Genomic DNA, 16459 nt, shown 5'->3' on the forward strand with positions numbered 1-16459 from the left:
TGTTAAGAAGTTGGTTGAAAGGTTGTTTTGTGTGAAAATACAAAGGAGGAGAGTGGGGCTTCAACCCCCCTAAATTAGGGGATAAATTCCGACCCTTTGGAAGTGAAAAAATACTTTGGATTAAAAAATCAAAGAGAGCCTAAATAGAATTAGAGAATCTAGCGCAAAAGTTTTTATAAAGGTAGCTTGGATTCTAAACTACCTTTTAAATTTTGTGGGTGTGAGGCTTTAGAGCGTTTGCTCAATGAGATTTTGGATAGGCACTTTAGAGCTTGGCTCAATGAGGCGCTCGCCCACTTCTTGTCCATTTTTGTAACCAATGAGCGTTGGGATTCTGCGCACACCAAGGGCATCTTTGAGATTTGGTTCAGAATCTATTGAGATAGAATAAATCTCCACTTTCCCGCTAAAATCCTTTGCCAAAGAATCTAGCACAGGATCAATCCTGCGACAATCCGGACACCACGAAGCCCCGAGCACCACGACACTTGAGCCATTTTTGATAAGTTCTTCATACTGCGCTGCGTTAATTTGTTTTACCATTTTTTATCCTTTGTTCCTTAAATAAATACAGCCCTATTTATAAACAAAAAAGCTAAACATTTGGTAAGGGCGCTTAATTGCGGAGCTTGTGATACAGCGTTTTGAGAAAAGGAATCTTAGCAATAAATCTTTTTAGCTTGCGATAATGCCTTGTGCTATGGAGTAGATTTGCAATCTCTTTATTTTTGTATTCCCACATTTGAGGGTGGATAAGATAAAGAGGCTTTAACACAGGCTTAAAGCCTTGATTTAGCAGAATCTCTTGTTTGTTTTTATGAGTAAAAAGTAAGATATTTTGTTTATACCATGATTCTATATTTTCATTCCCCCAATTTTTTTCGCGTAAAATATCAAAGCACACAAAGCCCTCTTTTGCAAAAAGCTCTGCCCAATAAGTCGGCGGCTGCTCATTCACATGATGCGTACCACCTTGATAAGGAATCGCTGCGGAAAAAAGTATAATATTAGAAAGTGAGGTGAGGAGTTTTATAAAATTAGACGCGTGCTTTTCATAGAGATGTTCAGCGACTTCTAGACTTTGGGCTAAAGAAAATGGCTTTGCCCCCCCCCCCCATATTAGAGGCATTATATTTTTCTAGGATTTCTTGCATAAGGATTGACGCATTATGAGTAAGATTGACTTCTTTATAAGATTCTAAGGGGATATGATAAAGATTTGAATCTGCCACATTTCCATCAATACCAAAAATCTTTATATCTGGCACAATTTCAGTCCATGCGCGAAGCCAAGTCCCCATACCACAACCTACATCAATAACACTTTGCACTTCCCCAAAAAGCTCCTTAACTTGTGGGAGAATCGCCTTTGCAGAAAGATAAGAGCCACTTGCCTGCGCCATATAAAAATTGTCATCATAGATTTTATGAATTTGAGATTGTTGCATTTTACACCTCGCAAAAGTTAAATTAAGATTAAAAGGTTGAGATTGTAGCATATTAATTTTTGTATAAAGGTTTTCTTATGATACTTTTGCTTGTAATGATGTTTATTTAAGCTTTTAAGCCCGCATTTTTGCTAAAGTTATTTTGCAATTGCGTAAAATCCTGCGTTTGGATAAAAAATAAAAGCGCCTCAACTCCGCGTTGCGTAAGAATCTCTATCTTTTGGATTTCATCACTCTCAAAATCCCCAAGCACATAATCGATGATATTTTCCGCGTGTGCGCTCATCTCTCCGACTTTCTCTGTTTTTTTTGGTCTGCCAATGCCACAGCGCAAGCGTATATATTCGCGTCCAAGATGAGAATCTAGCGATTTTAGCCCATTGTGTCCGCCACTGCTCCCGCCTTTTTTCACGCGCATTGCCCCTAGCTCGATGTCAAGCTCATCATGCGCCACCACGATATTTTGCAAAGGGATTTTGTAGAAGTTACAAAAACTTGCGACACTTATGCCGGAATTATTCATAAAAGTTTGGGGCTTGAGTAGAAAAATGCGCTCTTGCAAAGTGTGCTTTTGAGGCTGGGATTGTGTGGGTGTATTTTGCGCGGATTGCGGGGATTTGGTGGATTGTGCTAAATTTGTGGATTTTTGAGATTGTGAGAAATAAGGCAGAATCTGCGTTCTTTGCAAAGAGGCAACAAGCGCATTGTGTTTTTTATCAAGATTCCATTGCGTGCCTAGCTTTTGTGCAAGGGAATCTAGCACCATAAATCCGAGATTATGCCTTGTGTTGGCATATTTTTGCCCCGGATTCCCAAGTCCGACAAGAAGTATCGCGCTCATTGCGCCTACTTACGCTACTTTAAAAGCAAATTATTTCGCTTTGATCACACCTACAACTGCGACATTTGGCTTATCTAGCACGCTCACACCTTCAATTGGCGCTAAATCGCGCACAAGGATAGAATCTCCCACATCTAAATCGCTCACATCGAGTTCATATACATTTGGGAGCTTTTCAGGCGTGCATTTTACGCTGATGCGCTTTGTAGAGGTGAAAAGCACACCTTTATTTTTAAGCCCCTTCGCACTTCCTTTTGTTTTCACAGGCACTTTGAATTTACTTGCCACGCCTTTTTGCGCTAAAAGTAAATCTACATGTTTGAGCGTGCTTGTTACAGGATCTTTTTGATATTCTTGCACCACGACATCAAAGGTTTTTGAGCCGACTTTGACTTGAAAGATAAGGCTTGGCTTGTTTTTTATCTCTTTGATGAAGTCATTAAGCTTGAATGCGCAGTGGATATTTTCCTGCCCTTTTCCATAAATGTTGGCAATCAGATAACCATCTTTTCGCAAAGCCTTAGAATCTGCTTTTGAAATACTCTCTCTAATGATACCTTCTAACATTTTTTGTCCTTAAGTTTTTGGGATTAAAAAAGGCGCGATTTTACATAAAGCTTGCTTAAATTAAGATTATCTTTACTCTATGCTCTATATAATAAGCCCTTTTTGCGATGACAAAATCCGATTATTGAAGGAAGTAAGAGAAAGATGAAAAAATTAACCGGCTCACAAATGCTTATCGAAGCGCTTGCGTTGGAAAATGTAAAGGTTGTTTTTGGTTATCCGGGTGGCGCTGTGCTCCATATTTATGATGAAATTTACAAGCAAAAATATTTTCGCCATATCCTCGTGCGCCACGAGCAGGCGGCATTGCATGCGGCTGATGGCTATGCGCGCGCAAGTGGCGAGGTTGGCGTGGCGATTATCACAAGCGGTCCGGGCTTTACAAACGCCATTACAGGGATTGCCACGGCGTATATGGATTCTATTCCTTTGGTTGTGATTAGTGGGCAGGTGCCAATTAGTCAAATCGGCACAGATGCGTTTCAAGAAATCGACGCAGTGGGGATTTCACGCCCTTGCACGAAGCATAATTATTTAGTAAAAGATATTAAAGAGCTTCCTAGAATCTTAAAAGAAGCCTTTTATATCGCGCGCAGTGGGCGTCCCGGACCGGTGCTTATTGACTTGCCAAAGGATATTAGCGGAATTGCTGGGGATTTTGATTATCCTGATTCTATAAATTTACGCACTTATAAGCCCACGATGAAGGGCAATGCAAAGCAAATCGACAAACTCACACAAGCTATAATGAGCGCGAAAAAGCCTTTGTTTTATATCGGTGGCGGGGCGGTTTTGAGCGGGGCGAGCGATGAGGTGCGCGCACTTGTGGAGCAAACGCAGATTCCAAGTGTGGAAACGCTCATGGCGCGCGGAGTTTTAGGAAGTGAGAATCCGCTGTTGCTAGGAATGGTTGGTATGCATGGGAATTTTGCGGCAAATATTGCGATGAGTGAGTGCGATTTACTTATTTGCTTAGGTGCGCGCTTTGATGATCGCGTCACAGGCAAGCTAAGTGTTTTTTGTAAGAATGCCAAAATCGCGCATGTGGATATCGATCCTAGCTCGATAGGTAAGATTGTAGAGATTGATTATCCGATCGTTGGGGATTTAAAAAGCGTGGCAAAAGAGCTAAGACAAAAGTTAGAAGGCTTTGATAGCACGAAAATTAATGCATGGAATGAGCGCCTCAATCTCTGCGCGCAGGAAAATCCGCTGTGCTATGAAGATAGTAATGAAGTCATTAAACCGCAATGGGTGATAGAAACGCTCGGCAAGGAATTTGGCGCTCGTGCAATTATCACCACTGATGTGGGGCAACACCAAATGTGGGCGGCGCAGTTTTATCCTTTTAGCTTTGCACGACAATTTTTGACAAGTGGCGGGCTTGGGACGATGGGCTATGGACTGCCTGCAAGCCTTGGCGCGCTTTGTGCGTTGCAAGAAAAAGTCGGCGTAAAAACGCCCGCACAATGCGTGATAAATATTACCGGCGATGGTAGTATTTTGATGAATATACAAGAGCTTATGACTTGCGTGGAATCCGAGCTACCCGTTATTAACATTATCCTTAATAATAATTATTTAGGTATGGTGCGTCAGTGGCAGACTTTCTTTTATGATAATCGCTTTTCGCACACGGATTTGAGTTTGCAGCCAGATTTTATTAAGCTTATAGAATCTTTTGGCGGTGTGGGAAGGCGCGTGGAGAAAAAAGAGGAGTTTTTGGACGCGTTAAAAGAATGTGTAGATTCTCAAAAAGTGTGCTTTATTGAGGTTTTGGTTGATCGCTATGAAGATGTATTGCCGATGGTGCCTAATGGTGCGGCATTGCATGAAATGATCGTGCATAAGAAAAGGAGCTAGCAAAATGACAAAAGAAAAAACAAGCACAAAAACACTCTGTGTGTGCGTTTTAAACGAGCATAGCGTTTTGGCGCGCATTTCTGGGCTTTTTGCAGGACGCGGTTATAATATAGAATCTCTAAGCGTCGCACCCCTGCCAAATAGCGAGTTTTCGCATATCACCATTACCACAAAGGGCAATCCGCGCGTTTTGGAGCAAATCATCAAGCAACTTCATAAGCTTATCCCCGTGTTAAGCGTGACAGAGCATGAAAATTTATTCCAAAAAGAAATGGTGCTTGTCAAACTGCCCGCAAATCAAAACTTAAGCGATATCCAAACCCTTTGCAATATCTATAATGGCACTATTTCAGAGGCAAATCAAAAGCATATCATCATCACCGCCACAGATACGCCACAACGCATAGAATCTTTCATCAGCGCTATTGAATCTTATAAGCCAAAAGAGGTGGTGAAAAGTGGCGCTGTGGCGATTGAGCGCTAAAAATTATCTTTAAAGTGAGGAGTGCGTAAATGACTTTGGGCGTGAATATCGATCATATTGCTACCCTGCGCCAAGCGCGCGCGATAAATGAGCCAAATCCTTTGGAGGCGATTTTTATCATCAAAAATGCCGGCGCGCATCAAATCACAATGCACCTGCGCGAGGATAGACGCCATATCCAAGATGACGATGTCCGCGCGATTATTAGCGCTGCGCCATTGCCGGTAAATGTCGAATGTGCGCTAGATTCTTATATTATCGAGCTTTTGTGCGAGCTAAAGCCAAATCGCATTACGCTTGTGCCTGAAAAGCGCGAGGAGGTAACCACGGAAGGCGGGCTTAATGTGGAAAAAAACTTTGCAAATATTAAAAGCGCGCTTGCGGAATTTCACAAGCACAATATCGCCACTTCGCTTTTTATCGAGCCAAATGAGATGATGATAGAATCTGCAAAAGAGCTAGGAGCTGGGGCTATCGAGCTTCACACCGGCAAATATGCAAATATTTTTTTAATGCAAAATACCAATCTTTCTCGCACAAATGCAAGCATTGCAGAGCTTGAGCTTTCACAAGAGGAGCTAAAATCGCTTTTAGATTCTGAAATTTTGCTTTTGCAAAATGCCGCAAAAAAGGCGAGCTCGCTTAATCTTGCTTGCTTTGCAGGGCATGGGCTTAATGCAAATAATCTTGCGCCAATTGTGAGAATCAAAGAAATCTCAGAGCTTAATATCGGGCATGCAATCATAGCACGCGCGGTATTTGTGGGGTTGGAACGCGCGATAAAAGATATTTTGGCACAACTTCCAACGCCTTAAAACACCCTAATTCTTTAGATTCCATGCAAAGCTCTACGATGAAAACCATAGCAATCAGCATCGGCGATATAAATGGCATTAGCGCGCAAATCGCTTTGAGCGCGCATGAGGAGATTTCGCGCTTTTGCAAGCCTATTTATTGCGTGCATAAGGAGCTTTTGGTACAGGCGCAAAAAATGCTAAAAAACCCACTTTCTTTGCAAGATTTTTCTTTTAATCCGCCAAAAGACATAGAATCTTTGCCGCAAATTAAGCCCGGGGAGGTGGATTCCCAAAGTGGGACGTATAGCTTTGCGAGTTTTTCGCATGCGTGTGATTTGGTGGATTCTAAGGAGGCGCACGCGCTTGTGACTTTGCCTATCCATAAAGAATCATGGGCGAGTGCCAAAATCCCTTTCATCGGGCATACGCACGCCTTAAGCGCGCGCTACAAAAAAGAGGCGATTATGATGCTAGGTTGCGAGCAAATGTTTGTCGCGCTTTTTAGCGATCATATTGCGCTTAGAGCCGTGAGCGAGCATATCGCGCTAGAGCCACTCACAAGATTTTTGCTAACCTTTGCAAAATGTGTGAATCTCAATGAACCTTGCGCGGTATTGGGGCTAAATCCGCATTGTGGGGATAATGGGCTTATGGGAGATGAGGATAAAATTATTTTTCAAGCGGTGGAAAATGCGAATAAGGAGCTAAAAAATAGGCTTTTTGTTGGTGCGATTCCGCCAGATTCTGCCTTTAGCCCGCATAATCGCAAGAAATTTAGGTATTTTGTGAGTATGTATCATGATGTGGGATTAGCGCCATTAAAGGCGCTGTATTTTGATGAGAGCATTAATGTGAGCCTTAATTTGCCAATTTTACGCGCTTCAGTCGATCATGGTGTGGCGTTTGATAAGGCGTATAAGAATGTCCCACTTGATACAAAAAGCTATATAAATGCCCTTAGATACGCGAGTAAGAAAGGTTAAAATATTTTTGCCCCAAAAGTGGTTTTTTTAGGTAGAATGTGAGTTTTGATTTTTTGGAGATTTTATTTTTGGGGGTTGGAGCATGAGCTTGACTTTAGGCATTGATATAGGGAGCACAACGGCGAAAATCGCGCTGATGGACGGCGATGAGATTATCTACAAAAAGTATGAGCGCCATTATTCTAAGGTGCGCGAGAAGAGCATTGAGATTGTGGAGGGCTTGCGCGAGATTATCGGCGAGCGCGAGTTTAAGGTTTCAATTTCTGGTTCGGCTGGATTTGGGATTTGCAAGGCTGTGGGGATTGATTTTGCGCAAGAAGTGTTTGCCACAGCGGAGGCGATAAAATTCCTAGAGCCTGATACGGATTGTATCATCGAGCTAGGTGGCGAAGATGCGAAGATTCTCTTCCTAAGTGGCGGGACAGAAGAGCGAATGAATGGCTCATGTGCTGGCGGGACAGGTGCATTTATCGATCAAATGGTAACTTTGCTTGCCATTAGCGCACAAGAATTTGATGAGATTTCTTTGAATGCAGATAAAATCTATCCTGTGGCGTCGCGCTGTGGCGTGTTTGCCAAAACTGATGTGCAACCACTCCTCAATCAAGGCGTGAATAAAAAAGATATTACCGCAAGTATCTTTCAAGCGGTGGTGGATCAAACCATCAGCGGACTGGCGCAAGGGCGCAAAATCGGTGGAAAAGTGATGTTTCTAGGTGGTCCGCTGTTTTTTTATAAAGGCTTGCAAAAGCGCTTTCAAGAGAGCTTGAAGCTTGATAATGAGCATGCGATTTTCCCAGATTATGCGCAGTATTCTGTGTCTATTGGTGTGGCGCTTTGTGCGAGGGAAAATGAAAAATCCTACACCTGCGATAGCCTCATCGCAAAGCTTGTGGAATCTAAAAATGTCGCAAGCAAAAATAAATACCTCGAGCCACTTTTTGCAGATTCTAAAGAATACGAGGAGTTTTTGGCGCGTCATAAAGATGCGAGCGTGGAGGAGATGAGCATTGATGAAGCCTATGAAGCGGGCGGATTTAAAAAGATAGATTGCTATATCGGCATAGATTGTGGCTCGACGACGACAAAGCTTGTGATAATCGATGATTTTGCGCGCATTCTTTATCAATTTTACAACTCAAATCAAGGTAACCCTGCGAGCGTGATTTTTGAGCAGCTAAGTTATATTTATGAAAACTTTGGCGATAAAATTAACATCAAAGGAAGCGCGGTAACAGGCTATGGCGAGGAGCTTATAAAGGCTGGATTTGGGCTAGATTCTGGACTTGTGGAGACGATGGCGCACCTCAAAGCCGCACAGCACTTCAATCCGCAGGTAGATTTCATCATCGATATCGGCGGGCAGGATATCAAATGCTTTTATATCAAAAATCAAACGATAGATTCTATCATGCTAAATGAAGCTTGCTCGAGCGGTTGCGGGAGCTTTATAGAGACTTTTGCGCGATCAATGGGCTATGATGTGGCGAGCTTTTCAAAGCTAGGGCTAGAATCTAAAAGCCCTGTGGAGCTTGGAAGTCGTTGCACCGTGTTTATGAATAGCTCGGTGAAAGAGGCGCAAAAAGAAGGTGCGTGTATTGAAGATATCAGTGCTGGGCTTTCTATGAGCGTGGTGAAAAATGCGATTTATAAGGTTATCCGCGCGCGTGATGCGGACGATTTGGGACAGCAGATTGTCGTGCAGGGCGGGACATTTTACAATGACGCGGTTTTAAGAAGCTTTGAAAAAGAGATCGGGCGCAATGTCATCCGCCCTAAAATTAGCGGGCTTATGGGGGCTTTTGGTGCGGCACTTTACGCACAAGGGCTAAATTTGCCAAAATCTAGCATTATCACACCTGAAGCATTGCAAGGCTTTGAGCATACTGCGACAGCGACTGTTTGTAAGATTTGCGGGAATAACTGCAACCTAACGATAAATAAATTTGGCAACGCGCAAGGAGCGAAAAAATTTATCTCTGGTAATCGTTGCGACAAACCGCTAGGCTTTAAGAAAGTCTTGCATTTGCCAAATATGTATGATTACAAGCTTAGTAAGCTAAAAAATATGTTTGAATACAAGGATTTTGACAAAGAGCATTGCGCGGTGAAATTTGGCTCACGCGGGAAAATCGGCATTCCTTTGGGGCTCAATATGTATGAAAATCTCCCCTTTTGGCATACTCTTTTAAGTGAGCTAGGCTATGAAGTGGTGGTTTCTGATATTACCACGCGCAAAACCTTTGCCAAAGGGCAATACAGCATTCCAAGTGATACTGTGTGCTATCCAGCAAAGCTTCAGCACGGACATATAGAAAACCTCATGGATAGGGGTGTGGAAAAGATTTTCTATCCTTGTATGAGCTATAACTTTGAATCTGATGCAAAGCATCAAGACACCAGCACAAATAATTACAATTGCCCGGTGGTGGCTTATTATCCAGAATTGCTTAATGCAAATGTCGATAGACTGCGCGAGGTAAAATTCCTCTATCCATATTTTGGCTTGCATAAGAAAGAAGAGTTTTTTGCAAAAAGCCTAGATTTTTTCAAAAAAGAACTAGGCGCAAGTAAAGGCGAGTTTAGAAAAGCGCTAGATAGGGCATATGCGTTCCGCGAAGCATGGCTTGATGATATCCAAAGAGAGGGCGAGAAAAACCTTGCTTATATTAAAGAGCATAATCTCAAAGCAATCGTGCTAAGCGGGCGTCCATACCATATCGACCCAGAGATAAATCATGGCATTGATAAGCTTATAAACTCACTTGGGCTAGTGGTTTTGAGCGAAGATTCTATCTCGCATTTGGCGACGGCTAAAGATTTGCAGATTTTAAATCAATGGAGCTACCACTCACGCCTTTATAACGCTGCGGAGTTTGTCTGCGCGCATGATAATATCGAGCTAGTCCAGCTTGTGAGCTTTGGCTGCGGGATAGATTCTATCACCACTGATGAGGTGCGCGCGATTTTGGAAGCGCGCGGGCGATTCTACACCCAGCTAAAAATCGATGAAATTAGCAACCTAGGCGCCGTGAAAATCAGAATCCGCTCGCTTCTAGGTGCGATGGAAGAAAAAATGAGTGGCAAAAAATCAAAGCTCACCCAAAGCATACTTTTCCACAACACCCACGCGCAAAAAGAAATGCGCAAAATGATGGCCTTGACGAATTAATAGCAAAATATTAAAACATTTAAGGAGAACACATGACACAAAAAATTACCCCTCAAACGCTTGCGCAGAACGCGCAGGACTTAGCACACGAAGTCGCTAACACAGCGCAGAATGCAAAAGAGCTTGCAAGTGAAGTGGCTAAAAACGCACAAGGTGCAGCTGTGGAAGTCGCTAACACAGCGCTTGAAGTAGCACAAAGTGCGAAAAATAAAGCAAATCTTGCCCTTTCAAGCGCGCAAAGTGTGGCAAGTGAAGTGGCTGAAAGTGTGGCACAAAAAGCGCAAAATGTAGCCCAAAGTGCAAAGGGTGTAGCTAGTGAAGTTGCTTCAAGCGTGCAGGGCGTGGCGCAAAATGCTAAAGATTCTGTGCAAGGCGTTGCAGAAAATCTTGTGCGTAAAACTCAAGGTATCGCACAAAGCGCAAAAGAATCTCTTGTGAATTTCCGCCCAGATTCCCACTCGCTCCCAAATAATGGCAAAGCGCCAAGCATAGGCAAGTGGAATGTCGGCTCAAGCACGGATAGCATTTTAAAAACAAATCGTGAGATTACCAAAGTGCCTTTTACAAAAGAGATGAAAGAGACGCACACAATCCTCGTGCCGATGATGCTTCCGATACATTTTAGATTTTTGGTAAATATCTTGCATTTGCATGGTTACAAGGCTGAACTGCTTCATAATGAAGGTGCGGGCGTGGTAAATGAGGGCTTAAGGAATGTGCATAATGACACTTGCTACCCTGCGCTTCTTGTGATAGGGCAGATGATTGATGCGCTAAAAAGTGGCAAATGGGATTTAAGCAAAGTCGCGCTTCTCATCACGCAAACCGGCGGTGGCTGTCGCGCGAGTAACTATATCCACCTTTTACGCAAAGCGCTTAATAAAGCGGGCTTTGGCGAGATTCCAGTAATTTCACTAAACTTTAGCGGACTAGAAACCGACCAAGGCTTTAGCGTCACGCGCCCAATGCTTCAAAACTTCCTATCTGCCATCATTTATGGTGATTTGCTTATGCATATTTCAAACCAATGCAAATCCTATGAGTTAAACAAAGGCGATACAGAGGCAAAAATCGCTAAATGGGTGGAGAGAATCACAACGCCGGGCACAAACAAGGGGCTTACAAGCTACAAGGCGTTAAAAAAAGATATGAAAGAGATTTTAGATGATTTTGCAAGCATTCCACGAAGCACGGAGAAAAAGGTGCAGGTGGGAATCGTGGGTGAAATTTATATCAAGTTCTCACCACTAGGGAACAATAACCTTGAGGACTTTTTACTAAGTGAAAATTGCGAAGTGGTGATACCCGGATTCCTAGATTTTTGCTTGTATTGCATAAATGATAGCATTGTGGAAAATAAAATGTATGGTGGCAAGTGGCTTACAAGAATGATTTATCGCGTGGTGTTTGAATACTTCTGCGGAAAGCAAAAAGATATGATAAAAATGATACAAAAGCATGGAGTTTTCCGCGCGCCAAGTCCATTTAAGCATACAAAATCGCTTGCTGATGGCTATGTGAGCGAGGCGATGAATATGGGCGAGGGCTGGCTACTCACTGCTGAAATGCTAGAGCTCATCGAGCAGGGCGTAAATAATGTCGTCTGCACACAGCCTTTTGGTTGTCTGCCAAATCATATCGTCGGACGCGGTATGATGAAAGTGATAAAAGAGAAAAATCCGCAAAGCAACATTGTCTCAATCGACTATGATCCAAGTGCTACGCGGGTAAATCAAGAAAATCGTATAAAGCTAATGCTAAGCAATGCACGCAAGGAACTAGCCTAAGTTAAGGGCTTGTCTTTTTGGCTCTTTTTATGGATTCTGCGCTTAAGGTTTCGGTCATTACCTATTAGGTAACTCCCTTAACCTTTGCGCTTGAAAACCATAAAAATAGCTCAAAAATCCTTCGCCTGCGCGTTTTTTGTGCGATTTGAAAAACTTTGATTTTTAGGGAATCTTTGCAGATTCTGCTAAACCCACAACTAAGAATCCCCCTCTTTTTGAATCAATTGTTTAGCGGTTTTCCCTCACAAAATAAGAATGATTACTTGTTACATAAGGTAAAAATTGCCAAAAATTACTCTAAAATCTTTATCTGTAGGTAATTTCTTAATCAAAAAGGATTAGACTAGCTTTCAACAACAAGGCGTTGTTAAAAAGATTTTGAGGAGAGAACATGAGTAAATATAAAGACAGCAAAAATGTATTTAAATCCCGCTATGAGAACTTTATTGGCGGTGAGTGGGTGAAGCCCACAAATGGCGAATATGCAAAAAATATAAGCCCGATTAATGGAGAGTTTTTGTGCGAGGTGCCACTTTCTAGCAATGAAGATGTGGAAAAAGCGCTTGATGCCGCCACAAAGGCAAAAGATTCTTGGGGGGATACAAGTGCAGGCGAGCGCTCGAGAATCTTACTAAAAATCGCGGATAGAATCGAGGAAAATTTAGAGAAAATCGCCTACGCAGAGACTTGGGATAATGGCAAGGCGATTAGAGAGACGCTCAATGCCGACATTCCACTTGCAGCTGATCATTTCCGCTATTTTGCAGGTTGTATCCGCGCGCAGGAAGGCGCGATTAGCGACATTGATCACGACACTGTGGCGTATCACTTCCATGAGCCTTTGGGTGTTGTGGGGCAGATTATCCCGTGGAATTTCCCCTTGCTTATGGCAGCGTGGAAAATCGCCCCCGCCCTTGCAGCAGGCAATACAATCGTAATGAAGCCAGCTTCGCCCACACCTGCTAGCATTCTTGTTTTGCTTGATATTATCGGCGACTTGCTGCCCGCAGGCACGCTAAATATCGTCAATGGCAGCGGATCTAAGATTGGTAAGCACCTCGCCACAAGCCCAAAAATTGCAAAAGTAGCTTTCACCGGCTCAACAAGCGTTGGGCGCGAGATTATGCAATTTGCTACAGAAAACATCATCCCTTCAACGCTCGAGCTTGGCGGGAAGTCGCCAAATATTTTCTTTGAAGATATTTTCGATTATGAGGACGCTTATTTGGACAAGGTGATTGAAGGTTTGGTGCTTTTTGCGTTCAATCAAGGCGAGGTTTGCACTTGCCCTTCGCGCGCGCTTATCCATGAAAAAATTTATGATAGATTTATGGAAAAAGTGCTTAAACGCGTGGAGGCTATCAATCGCGGGAATCCGCTTGAGCTTAGCACGATGATGGGCGCACAAGTCGATGAAAAGCAGATAAATACGATTCTAAATTATATTAAAATCGGCAAAGAGGAGGGCGCGGAGTGCCTCATCGGCGGTGAGCGCGACATTCGCCCGGGGCTTGAAAATGGCTACTACATTAAGCCCACGATTTTCAAAGGGCATAACAAAATGAGAATCTTTCAAGAAGAGATTTTTGGACCGGTGCTCGCCGTTACGACTTTCAAAGATGACAAAGAAGCGCTTGAGATTGCAAATGACACGGTGTATGGGCTTGGCAGTGGGATTTGGACGCGCGATATTAACCGCGCCTATCGCTTCGGACGCGGAATCCAAGCAGGGCGCGTTTGGACAAACTGCTATCACGCTTATCCAGCGCACGCGGCATTTGGCGGATACAAAGAAAGCGGTATTGGCAGAGAAACGCACAAGATGATTTTGGATCACTATCAGCAGACAAAAAATATTCTTGTGAGCTATTCAATCAATAAGCTTGGATTCTTTTAAGAATCTACGCTTAGGGCTTTTTTAGAATCTTGCGAAATCTTGCGTGAAAATTTTAGATTTTGCAAGATTCTAGCTTTTTTGGAATTTTTTAAATCTCATCAAACCCCGCCATTTGCTTCAAAAATTTTTAAATCTCTCAAATTTATTTAAAATCCCCCAAACCACGCGCAGATTCTCATTTTCAAATACAAAATATCCAGCAATAAAAAAGAATATTTTTTAAGGATTTTCTAAGTGGGGGGGGGGGGGTAATATTGCACTCCTTGCGAAAAAATCGCAATACACATATAAAATCTTTAAGGAGAAGGTATGAAAAAAATAGTAGCAGTTGGATTGTGCGCACTAAGCTTTGGCTTGGCAGATGGGAAATTTCAGGAAAAGAGCGGAGTGCTTGTAGGGCTTTCTATGGGTGCTGGACAGACTTCACAAACCATAACGGTAGCAGGCGAAAGTTCAAAAACAACACAATTTTTGCCAGCATTTGGGCTTCAAGTTGGTTATAAGCACTTTTTTAATGAATATCTCGGCGTTCGCGGATATGGCGCATTTGACTATGCTTGGAATTCAAGTGAATCTACTTATTCGCAAGGAACAGAATCTAGTAGCACTTCAGCAATGAATGTAACCGCAAATGCAGATGTGCTTTTCAACGCCTTCAACACACAATCTACAAGCTATGGTGTGTTTGTAGGCATCGGGCTTGGTGGGCAGTTTTATAATTTTAAATTAAGTCAGGCTGGTTCTTCAGAAAAGCTTAATCAAAGCGGATTCTATGCGGATGCAAAGCTTGGTTTGCGCGCTGCTACAGAATCTCTAGGCATCGAGTTTGGGCTTAAATTCCCATTTACAACAGTTTCTGGGAAAAATGTAGCATTTGGACAAGATACTTTTGAATCCATAAAGGCAAAGCAGTCTGTTCCGCAATTCTACGCCACAATTAACCTTTATTTCTAAAAAGTTGTAAAATTTTGCATCACAAAGCAATTTGCTTAAAAGCCAATTGCTTAAGTGGATTCTCTAAAAACACATTTTAGAGAATCTCACCCTCTCTTTAACTTTCACTATACATTTTTTTCATCATTGTGAGATAAAGCCAAAGCAAAGCACAAATTTAAAGTTTTTTGAATCTTAAAAATCTAAAAAAGTTTGCGCGAGGTGCAAAGAATATTTGTGCAGAATGCTTTAGCCCTTTTTTGCCCGCATTAATTGCTATATTGTTAGAATTTTTATACAATGGCGAATCTCGCATTTTGTAAAACTACCCATTAAAGGCTACTTATGTATGACAAAGTAAGATCGTTGCTTTTTAAGCTTCAGCCAGAGACGGCGCATTCTTTAGCGGAGCGTTTTTTGCGCTATTTTTGTGTGTTGCCGGGCGTGCAAGATGTGCTTGTGCGAAATTTTGTGATTGCAGATTCTCGGCTTGCAAATGACATTTTGGGTTTGCATTTTCCAAATCCACTTGGGCTTCCAGCGGGTTTTGACAAAAACGCAACGATGATTGAGGGCTTAAGCACGCTTGGTTTTGGGTTTTTAGAAATTGGCACAATCACGCAAACTCCCCAAAGTGGGAATCCAAAGCCACGACTTTTTAGATTCCCAAAAGAAAAAAGTTTGCAAAACTGCATGGGGTTTAATAATCAAGGCGTGCTAAGCATAGCAAAAAGGCTAAAAAAAATCACGCCATTTGCCATTCCTTTGGGGCTAAATCTTGGGAAAAATAAAATTATCGCGCAAAGAGATTCTCTAAAAAATTATGAAAACACGCTAAAAGAATTGCTTGAATATGGGGATTATTTCGTGTTTAATGTCTCAAGCCCAAATACCCCAAAACTGCGCGATTTGCAAAATAAAGAATTTATTGGCTCGCTTTGTAAAATGGCGCGCAACAACACGCAAAAGCCTATTTTTATCAAGCTTTCCCCTGATATGCACGATGAGGATTTGCTTGAAGTGATAGAATCTGCGTATAAAAATGGCTGTAATGGGATTATTGCGACAAATACGACGATTGATTATTCTTTGCTTGAGGGTGCGAAAAATGAAGGTGGCTTAAGCGGGCAGGTGCTGAAAGAGAAATCGCGCGAAGTGTTTGCAAGTATTGCAAAAGAATTTTTTGGCAAGCTCACGCTTATTTCTGTTGGTGGGATTGATGATGCTAAAGAAGCCTATGAGCGCATAAAAATGGGCGCATCGCTTATACAGGCTTATACAGGCTTTGTGTATAAGGGACCGAGTTTTGCAAAAGATATAAATGAAGGGATTTTGGAGCTTATGCAAAAAGATGGCTTTAATCACATTAGCGAGGCTATCGGCGCGGATTATAAAAAGGGCAAAAAAGCAAGAGAAAAAAGTGTAAAAACAGAATCTAAAGCTACAAAAGCAACTTCACAAGAAGCAAAAACAACCAAAGAGGCGAAAGCCAAAGCGACAAAGGCTAAAGAGCCAAAAGATTCTAAAAAATCTAAACAACCAAACAGCGTCGCAGAATCTGCAAATCTTACCAACAAAAAAACGCCGAGTATGGGCGCGAAACGCAGTGGAGCGGAGGCGAAGCGGAATTCACTTCCGCGAGACGATACAATAGATGGAATAGAGAAAGACTAAAGATTCTCAAAAT

General features: G+C 42.4%; 14 protein-coding genes. 9 read left to right on the forward strand and 5 right to left on the reverse strand.

Annotated elements, in window-relative coordinates; all coding sequences use genetic code 11:
* Positions 1-228 precede the first annotated feature (228 nt).
* From CQA49_RS07595 to CQA49_RS07615, 5 genes are all read right to left on the reverse strand, one after another.
* The gene (locus CQA49_RS07595) at positions 229-543 is read right to left on the reverse strand and encodes a co-chaperone YbbN (protein ID WP_115575371.1); all 315 of its coding nucleotides are present in this window, start codon (positions 541-543) and stop codon (positions 229-231) included.
* 73 nt (positions 544-616) lie between these two features.
* Positions 617-1129 (reverse strand): hypothetical protein, encoded by a 513-nt coding sequence (locus CQA49_RS07600; protein WP_181882638.1) that lies wholly within the window; start codon positions 1127-1129, stop codon positions 617-619.
* A complete protein-coding gene (locus tag CQA49_RS07605; protein ID WP_181882639.1) occupies positions 1065-1448 on the reverse strand; it encodes a class I SAM-dependent methyltransferase in 384 nt (127 codons plus the stop codon). Before CQA49_RS07605 ends, CQA49_RS07600 begins: the two co-directional genes overlap by 65 nt.
* A gap of 106 nt (positions 1449-1554) precedes the next feature.
* Positions 1555-2289 carry an aminoacyl-tRNA hydrolase gene (gene pth / locus CQA49_RS07610; protein WP_115575374.1) on the reverse strand — a complete coding sequence of 245 codons (735 nt, stop codon included), beginning with the start codon at positions 2287-2289 and terminating at the stop codon, positions 1555-1557.
* Between the two features lie 30 nt (positions 2290-2319).
* Complete coding sequence (locus tag CQA49_RS07615) at positions 2320-2856, reverse strand: 50S ribosomal protein L25/general stress protein Ctc (protein ID WP_115575375.1); 537 nt, start codon at positions 2854-2856, stop codon at positions 2320-2322.
* A 144-nt stretch (positions 2857-3000) separates the two neighbouring features.
* Here CQA49_RS07615 and CQA49_RS07620 point away from each other — a divergent pair, with 144 nt between their 5' ends.
* The 9 genes from CQA49_RS07620 to CQA49_RS07660 all read left to right on the forward strand — a co-directional run bounded on the left by CQA49_RS07620 (position 3001) and on the right by CQA49_RS07660 (position 16446).
* The gene (locus tag CQA49_RS07620; protein WP_115575376.1) at positions 3001-4719 is read left to right on the forward strand and encodes an acetolactate synthase large subunit; all 1719 of its coding nucleotides are present in this window, start codon (positions 3001-3003) and stop codon (positions 4717-4719) included.
* Between the two features lie 4 nt (positions 4720-4723).
* Positions 4724-5203, forward strand: a complete 480-nt coding sequence (ilvN, locus tag CQA49_RS07625) for an acetolactate synthase small subunit (RefSeq protein ID WP_115575377.1) — start codon at positions 4724-4726, stop codon at positions 5201-5203.
* Positions 5204-5232: 29 nt separating this feature from the next.
* A complete protein-coding gene (locus CQA49_RS07630) occupies positions 5233-6018 on the forward strand; it encodes a pyridoxine 5'-phosphate synthase (protein ID WP_115575378.1) in 786 nt (261 codons plus the stop codon).
* Positions 6019-6056: 38 nt separating this feature from the next.
* Positions 6057-6983, forward strand: coding sequence for a 4-hydroxythreonine-4-phosphate dehydrogenase (gene pdxA, locus CQA49_RS07635; RefSeq protein ID WP_115575379.1), 927 nt, complete (start codon positions 6057-6059; stop codon positions 6981-6983).
* 82 nt (positions 6984-7065) lie between these two features.
* Positions 7066-10155: an acyl-CoA dehydratase activase gene (locus CQA49_RS07640; RefSeq protein WP_115575380.1), complete on the forward strand. Its 3090-nt coding sequence runs from the start codon at positions 7066-7068 to the stop codon at positions 10153-10155.
* A 32-nt stretch (positions 10156-10187) separates the two neighbouring features.
* Positions 10188-11942 carry a 2-hydroxyacyl-CoA dehydratase gene (locus CQA49_RS07645; protein ID WP_258864269.1) on the forward strand — a complete coding sequence of 585 codons (1755 nt, stop codon included), beginning with the start codon at positions 10188-10190 and terminating at the stop codon, positions 11940-11942.
* A gap of 391 nt (positions 11943-12333) precedes the next feature.
* Positions 12334-13839, forward strand: coding sequence for an aldehyde dehydrogenase family protein (locus tag CQA49_RS07650; RefSeq protein ID WP_115575381.1), 1506 nt, complete (start codon positions 12334-12336; stop codon positions 13837-13839).
* A 309-nt stretch (positions 13840-14148) separates the two neighbouring features.
* Positions 14149-14793, forward strand: a complete 645-nt coding sequence (locus tag CQA49_RS07655) for an outer membrane beta-barrel protein (protein WP_115575382.1) — start codon at positions 14149-14151, stop codon at positions 14791-14793.
* A gap of 324 nt (positions 14794-15117) precedes the next feature.
* The gene (locus tag CQA49_RS07660; RefSeq protein WP_115575383.1) at positions 15118-16446 is read left to right on the forward strand and encodes a quinone-dependent dihydroorotate dehydrogenase; all 1329 of its coding nucleotides are present in this window, start codon (positions 15118-15120) and stop codon (positions 16444-16446) included.
* Positions 16447-16459 lie beyond the last annotated feature (13 nt).

Origin of the sequence: Helicobacter sp. MIT 00-7814, assembly GCF_003364115.1 — a bacterium.
Lineage (GTDB): Bacteria > Campylobacterota > Campylobacteria > Campylobacterales > Helicobacteraceae > Helicobacter_F.

What these genes read in the sequence shown, in the direction of transcription:
- CQA49_RS07595 (WP_115575371.1), bottom strand. Translation starts at nt 543, where the DNA reads ATGGTAAAACAAATTAACGCAGCGCAGTATGAAGAACTTATCAAAAAT.
- CQA49_RS07600 (WP_181882638.1), bottom strand. Translation starts at nt 1,129, where the DNA reads ATGCCTCTAATATGGGGGGGGGGGGCAAAGCCATTTTCTTTAGCCCAA.
- CQA49_RS07605 (WP_181882639.1), bottom strand. Translation starts at nt 1,448, where the DNA reads ATGCAACAATCTCAAATTCATAAAATCTATGATGACAATTTTTATATG.
- pth (WP_115575374.1), bottom strand. Translation starts at nt 2,289, where the DNA reads ATGAGCGCGATACTTCTTGTCGGACTTGGGAATCCGGGGCAAAAATAT.
- CQA49_RS07615 (WP_115575375.1), bottom strand. Translation starts at nt 2,856, where the DNA reads ATGTTAGAAGGTATCATTAGAGAGAGTATTTCAAAAGCAGATTCTAAG.
- CQA49_RS07620 (WP_115575376.1), top strand. Translation starts at nt 3,001, where the DNA reads ATGAAAAAATTAACCGGCTCACAAATGCTTATCGAAGCGCTTGCGTTG.
- ilvN (WP_115575377.1), top strand. Translation starts at nt 4,724, where the DNA reads ATGACAAAAGAAAAAACAAGCACAAAAACACTCTGTGTGTGCGTTTTA.
- CQA49_RS07630 (WP_115575378.1), top strand. Translation starts at nt 5,233, where the DNA reads ATGACTTTGGGCGTGAATATCGATCATATTGCTACCCTGCGCCAAGCG.
- pdxA (WP_115575379.1), top strand. Translation starts at nt 6,057, where the DNA reads ATGAAAACCATAGCAATCAGCATCGGCGATATAAATGGCATTAGCGCG.
- CQA49_RS07640 (WP_115575380.1), top strand. Translation starts at nt 7,066, where the DNA reads ATGAGCTTGACTTTAGGCATTGATATAGGGAGCACAACGGCGAAAATC.
- CQA49_RS07645 (WP_258864269.1), top strand. Translation starts at nt 10,188, where the DNA reads ATGACACAAAAAATTACCCCTCAAACGCTTGCGCAGAACGCGCAGGAC.
- CQA49_RS07650 (WP_115575381.1), top strand. Translation starts at nt 12,334, where the DNA reads ATGAGTAAATATAAAGACAGCAAAAATGTATTTAAATCCCGCTATGAG.
- CQA49_RS07655 (WP_115575382.1), top strand. Translation starts at nt 14,149, where the DNA reads ATGAAAAAAATAGTAGCAGTTGGATTGTGCGCACTAAGCTTTGGCTTG.
- CQA49_RS07660 (WP_115575383.1), top strand. Translation starts at nt 15,118, where the DNA reads ATGTATGACAAAGTAAGATCGTTGCTTTTTAAGCTTCAGCCAGAGACG.